Annotated in this window: 7 protein-coding genes; 2 read left to right on the top strand and 5 right to left on the bottom strand. The window is 70.7% G+C overall.

What is annotated here, in order from left to right; all coding sequences use genetic code 11:
- Window positions 1-55 precede the first annotated feature (55 nt).
- Window positions 56-280, bottom strand: a complete 225-nt coding sequence (locus RIF68_RS22660) for a hypothetical protein (protein ID WP_309053124.1) — start codon at window positions 278-280, stop codon at window positions 56-58.
- A 160-nt stretch (window positions 281-440) separates the two neighbouring features.
- On the opposite strand from RIF68_RS22660, the gene RIF68_RS22655 reads away from it, so the two are divergent.
- Together RIF68_RS22655 and RIF68_RS22650 are read left to right on the top strand one after the other, a co-directional pair.
- The gene (locus tag RIF68_RS22655) at window positions 441-890 is read left to right on the top strand and encodes a MarR family transcriptional regulator (protein ID WP_309053123.1); all 450 of its coding nucleotides are present in this window, start codon (window positions 441-443) and stop codon (window positions 888-890) included.
- Between the two features lie 37 nt (window positions 891-927).
- Window positions 928-2,556, top strand: a complete 1,629-nt coding sequence (locus RIF68_RS22650; RefSeq protein WP_309053122.1) for an MDR family MFS transporter — start codon at window positions 928-930, stop codon at window positions 2,554-2,556.
- A 169-nt stretch (window positions 2,557-2,725) separates the two neighbouring features.
- On the opposite strand, the gene RIF68_RS22645 is transcribed toward RIF68_RS22650, so the two are convergent.
- The 4 genes from RIF68_RS22645 to RIF68_RS22630 form a co-directional block, all read right to left on the bottom strand.
- The gene (locus RIF68_RS22645) at window positions 2,726-3,499 is read right to left on the bottom strand and encodes a TetR/AcrR family transcriptional regulator (RefSeq protein ID WP_309053121.1); all 774 of its coding nucleotides are present in this window, start codon (window positions 3,497-3,499) and stop codon (window positions 2,726-2,728) included.
- A gap of 34 nt (window positions 3,500-3,533) precedes the next feature.
- The gene (locus RIF68_RS22640) at window positions 3,534-5,114 is read right to left on the bottom strand and encodes an MFS transporter (protein ID WP_309053120.1); all 1,581 of its coding nucleotides are present in this window, start codon (window positions 5,112-5,114) and stop codon (window positions 3,534-3,536) included.
- 120 nt (window positions 5,115-5,234) lie between these two features.
- Entirely contained in the window at window positions 5,235-6,005 is a 771-nt protein-coding gene (locus RIF68_RS22635; RefSeq protein ID WP_309053119.1) for a response regulator transcription factor, read from the bottom strand.
- A gap of 90 nt (window positions 6,006-6,095) precedes the next feature.
- Window positions 6,096-6,620 (bottom strand): amidohydrolase family protein (locus RIF68_RS22630; protein WP_309053118.1); only part of this gene is annotated, 525 nt, incomplete at its 5' end.

Genomic DNA, 6,620 nt, shown 5'->3' with positions numbered 1-6,620 from the left:
GCCGGGTCCGCGCGGCGCGGACCCGGCCCACCCGGGACGGTTCGAGGAGCGTCGGTCAGCCGAATGCCAGCCAGGCGACCGCCGCCAGGACCACGATCGCCGCGACCACGCCCACGATCAGGCCGACCCGGGGGCCGGCCGAAGGTGCCGGGGTCTGCTGCTGCCGCTGCGGAGTTCCCTCGTCGACGAAAGCGCGGAACATCTGGGTGCTGCCGGCGGGGTCGTAGGAGCCCTCGGGGCCCTGGCCCTGTCCGTACGGTGCTTGGGGGTTGTGTGCCATGGGCCAGGACCCTAGCGAAAGCGGGGTGACGGGCCCAAGCCCCGGCGTCCCTGACCGCCCTTTGCCGATTCTTTAGCGCCGTTTGACCGATTTAGTTTGCCTGGAGCAACCATCCATCTCTATGGTTGCCCTAAGCAACAAGATGAGCTGGAGTGCCCCGATGGAGACGCGGAACCGCAACCGCTACGAGAATCTGGCCCGCCAGGTCAGCGCCATCGGCGCCGTGAAGCGCGGGCTCGCCCGCGTTCTCCCCGTCGAGTGCCAGGGTGGGGCCGCCGCCGTCCTCGCCCTGCTCCACCACCACGGCGACATGCGGATGAGCCGGCTCGCCGAGCACATGGCCGTGGACATGTCCGTCTGCAGCCGCCATGTCGCCCACACCGTCGAACACGGCTGGGTGGAGCGCCGGCCCGACCCGGCCGACCGGCGCTCCCGCATCCTCCGGCTCACCGCCGGAGGGCAGGACATGCTCACCGAGCTCGACCGGCGGGTGACCGAGACCTTCGCCCGCAACCTCGCGGAGTGGTCCGACGACGACGTCGCACTGCTCACCGCGCTCCTCGCCCGGCTGCGCGACTCCTTCGGGGACTGCCGGGCGCACCACGCTTGAGAAACCACTCCGGAACGACGTCAGACAAAGGAAGTTCATGGCTACGACCACACCCGACACCGGTGTGCGGGGCGCCCCCTCCGGTACGGGAGCCGGCGGGACCGCCGAGACCGCTCCGATGACGCACCGGCAGATCATGGAGGCGCTGTCCGGGCTGCTGCTCGGCATGTTCGTCGCCATCCTGTCCTCGACGATCGTCTCGAACGCGCTCCCCCAGATCATCACCGACCTGGGCGGCGGCCAGTCCGCGTACACCTGGGTCGTCACCGCCGCGCTCCTGGCGATGACCGCGACCACGCCCCTCTGGGGCAAGCTGGCCGACCTCTTCTCCAAGAAGCTGCTCGTCCAGATAGCCCTGATCGTCTACGTGGCGGGATCGATCGTCGCCGGTCTCTCCCAGAGCACCGGCATGCTCATCGCCTGCCGCGTCGTCCAGGGCATCGGCGTCGGCGGTCTGACCGCCCTCTCCCAGATCATCCTGGCCGCCATGATCTCCCCCCGGGAGCGCGGCCGGTACAGCGGTTACCTCGGTGCCACCTTCGCCGTCGCCACCGTGGGCGGCCCGCTGCTCGGCGGCGTCATCACCGACACCGACTGGCTCGGCTGGCGCTGGTGCTTCTACGTCGGCGTGCCCTTCGCGATCATCGCCCTGCTCGTCCTGCAGAAGACCCTGAAGCTCCCCGTCGTGAAGCGCGAGGTCAAGGTCGACTGGTCCGGCGCCTTCTTCATCAGCGCCGCCGTCTCCCTGCTCCTCGTCTGGGTCACCTTCGCGGGCGACAAGTACGACTGGATGTCCTGGCAGACGGCCGCGATGGTCGGCGGCTCGGTGCTCCTCGGCGCGGTCTTCGTCCTCGTCGAGTCCCGGGCGAGCGAGCCGATCATCCCGCTGCGCCTGTTCCGCAACCGCACCATCACGCTGGCCTCGCTCGCCTCCCTCTTCGTGGGCGTCGCGATGTTCGCGGGCACCGTCTTCTTCAGCCAGTACTTCCAGCTGGCGCGGAACGAGTCGCCGACGATGTCCGGCGTCCTCACCATTCCCATGATCGCCGGTCTCTTCGTCTCCTCCACCGTCTCCGGTCTGATCATCACCAAGACCGGTCGGTGGAAGGCCTGGCTGGTCAGCGGTGGTGCCCTCGCCACCGCCGGCCTCGGGCTGCTGGGCACGATGCGGTACGACACCCCGTACTGGCACCTCGCCCTCTACATGGCGGTCCTGGGCCTCGGCCTCGGCATGATGATGCAGAACCTGGTCCTCTGCACGCAGAACCAGGTGGCCCCGTCCGACCTGGGCGCCGCCTCCTCCGTCGTCACCTTCTTCCGCTCCCTGGGCGGTGCGGTCGGCGTCTCGGCGCTCGGCGCGGTCATGGCCCACCGGGTCACCGACTACGTACGGGACGGGCTCGCCGAGCTCGGCCCGAAGGCGGCCGGGGCCATGGGCCAGGGCGGCGGCAGCGGGGCCATCCCCGACATGGACGCCCTGCCCGCGCCGATCCGCACGGTGATGGAGAGCGCGTACGGGCACGGCGTCGCGGACGTCTTCCTCTACTCCGCGCCCTTCGCGCTGATCGCCTTCCTGGTGACGCTGTTCATCAAGGAGGTCGCGCTCAAGAGCCACGGCGACAGCGCGTCGAAGGCGGAGTCGGGGAAGGAGAAGGCCGCCGTCTAGGGCCTTCTCCGGGTCGGGCCGACCCACACGGAACCCCCGGTCCGCTTCGAGCGGAGGCGGACCGGGTCACAGAGCGGGGCGACGAGCAGGGGACGGCTCGTCGCCCCGTCTCGTGCATCCCGGGGCGCCCGGGGTCCTGCCGTCCACCGGCGGGGGAGCCGCGGCCCTGTCAGGCGTGCCGCTGGACCATGACCTCGATGCCGGCGATGAGGATGTCGAGGGCGTACTCGAAGTCACGGTCCCAGATGACGGTGACGCTGTCGTGCGAGGCGCGCTCGTCGAGGAGTTCCGCCATCGGTTCGAGGGCTTCCACGAACTGCGGTTCGTCCCGGAAGGCCTTCAGCGCCTCGCCGTAGAAGTCGTCCTGCGACATGCCGGCCTCGGCCGCCCGGCGCCCGAACTGGGCCTCGATGGTGCCGTAGCCGTACACGAACTGGAAGACCGCCGACATCGTGCTCGGCAGGCGGTCCAGCGGCAGACCGGTGGCGCGGATCGTCTCCTGGATCTTGGATCCGACCGCGATCGCGTGGGGGCCGATGTTGAGGTACTGGCCGGCGCTCGGGGACATCCAGGGGTGGCGGACCAGCATCCGGCGGTACTGGAGGGCGAGTTCCCGGATCTGCTGCCGCCAGTCGCCGGCGGCGTCGACCACGGCGAGGTCGATCTCGCCGTAGACGGTGTCCACGGCGTACTCGATGATGTCGTCCTTGGTGTCGACGTACCAGTAGAGGGACATCGCCGTGACGCCGAGGTCGGTGGCGAGCTTGCGCATCGACAGCTTCGCCAGACCCTCCTCGTCCAGGATGCGGATCGAGGCGGCCACGATCCGGTCCCGGTCGAGCCCGGCCGGGCCGCCCCCGCTGCGGGCGGCCCGGCCGTCCTTGTTCTCCAGCCAGACGCTGGAACGCGCCGGGTTCTTGGCCCGATCGGCTGCCTTGACCATCGCGTTCCTCCGTCTTCAGTCGTCCGCGCCCATGCTATGCAGACGCTCCGGTCTTCTCGGACGGGTCGCCGCCGGACCCCTCGGTCTCCCCCGACCCCCCGGCCGCCGCGGCGCGTTCGGACCGCTCGGCGCGGGCGAGGAGGGCCGCCGCGAGGAGGCCGCCCGCGAAGACCGCGACCGCGCCCACGAGCTGGCTGGTCTGGAGGCCCGAGGCGAAGGCACCGGAGATCTCCGCCCGCTCGGCGTCCGTGCCCGCCGCCGCGAGCGCCGCGGGCAGCGAGGTCGCGGTGACGGTGACGAGCGCGGCGAACCGGGCGTTGAGGACGGCACCGAGGACGGCGACACCGAGACCGTTGCCGAACTCCGCGAGGGTGCCGTTGACGCCCGCGCCCACACCGGCCTTCTCCGGCGGGATCGCGCTCATGATGGCGTTGGCCATGGCCGGGTTGGAGACGGCGAGGCCGATGCCCATGAGGACCAGGCCGAGCAGCATGCCCCAGTACGTGCCGTCGGAGCCGCCGCCGATCAGCGCGATCGAGCCGAGGCCGGCCGCGACGAGGGTCATGCCGACGGTCACGGTGAGGGGCGTGCCGAGCTTCATGACGATCCGCGGGCCGACACCGGTGAGGTTGAGGGCGACGACGGTCAGCGCGAGCGGCGCCATCCTCAGGCCGGCCTCCAGCGGCTCGTACCCGAGCACGAACTGCAGGTGCTGGGTGAGCAGGAACATCGAGCCGCCCATGCCGAACATGACCAGGATCGCGCCCGCGACCGCGCCCACGAACTTCTGGTTGCGGAAGAAGTGCATGTCGAGCATCGGGTACGGGACGCGCAGCTCCCACAGGGCGAAGCCGGCCAGGACGACGACACCGATCGCGGCGGGGACGAGCACCTCGGTGGAGGTCCAGCCGTGCTCAGGGCCGGTGATGATCGCGTAGACGGCGGCGGTCATGCCGATCGTGGAGAGCAGCGCGCCGACCAGGTCGGGGCGCTCGCCCTGCGGGTTCTTGGACTCGGGGACCAGCTTCACGACGGCGATCAGGCCGATCAGGGCCACCGGGATGTTGATGAGGAAGATCATTCCCCACCAGAAGTGGTTGAGGATGGCGCCGCCGATCAGCGGTCCGGCGGCGAAGCCGAGCGAGCCGACCGTGGCCCAGAGCGCGATGGCCTTGACCCGCTCGGAGTCGTCGAAGATCTGCATGACGACGGCGAGGGTGGTGGTCATGAGCAGCGCGCCGCCGACGCCCATGCCCGCACGGGCGGCGATCAGCTGGGCGGTGGAATCGGCCAGCCCGGCGGCCAGCGAGCCGAGCCCGAAGAGGGCGAGGCCGGCGGCCAGCAGCTTCTTGCGGCCGTAGCGGTCGGCCGCGTTGCCGGCGGTGAGGAGCAGGCCGGACTGGACCAGCGAGTAGGCGTTGATCATCCACTGGATGTCGCTGGTGGAGGCGTGGAGTTCCGAGGTCAGCGAGGGGATGGCCACGCTGAGCACGGTGTTGTCGAGCAGCACGGTGAGCTGGGCCAGGCAGATGACGCCGAGGATCAGCCAGCGCTGCGGGTGACCACCGCCCACCGGGGCGGCGGGCGGTTCGTTCGCGGCGGTCGTCGCCGTCATGGCAGCTCCTTGTACGGTGTACGAGAACGTGACTCGTACACCGTACAAGGACTCTCGTACGCTGTATAGCGATGATGTTTCCGAGCGCCGGATGAGCCGCGCCGGCCTCCCCTCGGCCGGCTACTCGCCGGGTTTGATGAGGTATCCCGCACCGCGCCGGGTGTGGATCATCGGGGACCGGCCGGCGTCGATCTTCCGGCGCAGGTAGGAGATGTACAGCTCGACCACGTTGGCGTGGCCGCCGAAGTCGTACGACCACACGCGGTCGAGGATCTGGGCCTTGCTGAGCACCCGGCGCGGATTGCGCATCAGATAGCGCAGCAACTCGAACTCGGTGGCCGTGAGGTGGATCGACTCGCCGCCCCGGGTGACCTCGTGGCTGTCCTCGTCCAGGGTGAGATCGCCGACGGTCAGCAGCGACCCGCCGCGCGCCGGCGCGGCACCCGAGCGCCGGATGAGGCCGCGCAGCCGGGCGACGACCTCCTCCAGGCTGAACGGCTTGGTGACGTGGTCGTCGCCCCCGGCCGTGAGTCCGGCGACGCGGTCCTCGGCGGCGTCCTTCGCCGTCAGGAAGAGCACGGGGACCCCGGGCAGCTCCCTGCGGAGGGAACCGAGCAGGCTCAGTCCGTCGGCATCCGGCAGCATCACGTCGAGCAGGACGACATCGGGCCGGAACTCCCGCGCCGCGCGCAGGGCGGCGGCCCCGTCCTGCGCGCTCCGCACCGTCCAGCCTTCGTAGCGCAGGGCCAGGGAGAGCAACTCCGCGAGCGAGGCCTCGTCGTCCACGACGAGGACACGGACGGCGGAGCCGTCGGTACGCCGCGACTCGGCGCGCGTGCCACGGCGGGCGCCGGTGGCGGCTCGGGCGGGGGTGGTGGAGGTGACGGTCATGGCTCCACGCTCACCCCCGCCGCTGAGAGGGCTCTTGCCCTTTCCTGTGAATTCCCTGAGAAACGGCCCCGGCGGCCCCGGAGCCGCCGCTCACCGATTCCCGTGCGACGGCCTCGGTTTCACGTGAAACAACGCGGCCCCGTTCCCGTACAGGACGGCCCGCAGCCAGTCGTCCCCGAGACCGATCCGCTCCAGGGCCTCCAGCTGATGGACGTACGGGTAGGGGATGTTGGGGAAGTCGGAACCGAGGAGGATCCGGTCACCGAGTTCCGCGAGCCTCTTGGACTCGGCCGGGGGGAAGGGCGCGAGCCGTTCGCCGAAGTCCGTGAAGGCCATGGTGGTGTCCAGCCGGACCTCCTCGTACCGCTCCGCCAGATCCAGGAACGCGCCGTACTCGGGCATGCCCATGTGGGCCACGATCACCCGCAGCCGGGGGTACCGGGCGAGCAGCCGCTCCATGGGCCCAGGCCCGGTGAACCGTCCCGGCGCCGGCCCCGAGCCGCAGTGGACGACGACCGGCGTCCGGCGCTCCACCAGTTCGCCCCACACGGCGTCGAGGAGAGGGTCGTTCGGGTCGAAGCCGCCGACCTGGAGGTGCACCTTGAACACGCGGGC

It is taken from the genome of Streptomyces sp. (assembly GCF_031178505.1).
Lineage (GTDB): Bacteria > Actinomycetota > Actinomycetes > Streptomycetales > Streptomycetaceae > Streptomyces > Streptomyces gulbargensis.
Note: the sequence above shows the minus strand (reverse complement) of the source record. Positions and strands in the feature narration are given on the sequence as shown.

Coding starts and splice junctions, on each gene's coding strand:
- RIF68_RS22660 (WP_309053124.1), bottom strand. CDS start 280: ATGGCACACAACCCCCAAGCACCGTACGGACAGGGCCAGGGCCCCGAG.
- RIF68_RS22655 (WP_309053123.1), top strand. CDS start 441: ATGGAGACGCGGAACCGCAACCGCTACGAGAATCTGGCCCGCCAGGTC.
- RIF68_RS22650 (WP_309053122.1), top strand. CDS start 928: ATGGCTACGACCACACCCGACACCGGTGTGCGGGGCGCCCCCTCCGGT.
- RIF68_RS22645 (WP_309053121.1), bottom strand. CDS start 3,499: ATGGTCAAGGCAGCCGATCGGGCCAAGAACCCGGCGCGTTCCAGCGTC.
- RIF68_RS22640 (WP_309053120.1), bottom strand. CDS start 5,114: ATGACGGCGACGACCGCCGCGAACGAACCGCCCGCCGCCCCGGTGGGC.
- RIF68_RS22635 (WP_309053119.1), bottom strand. CDS start 6,005: ATGACCGTCACCTCCACCACCCCCGCCCGAGCCGCCACCGGCGCCCGC.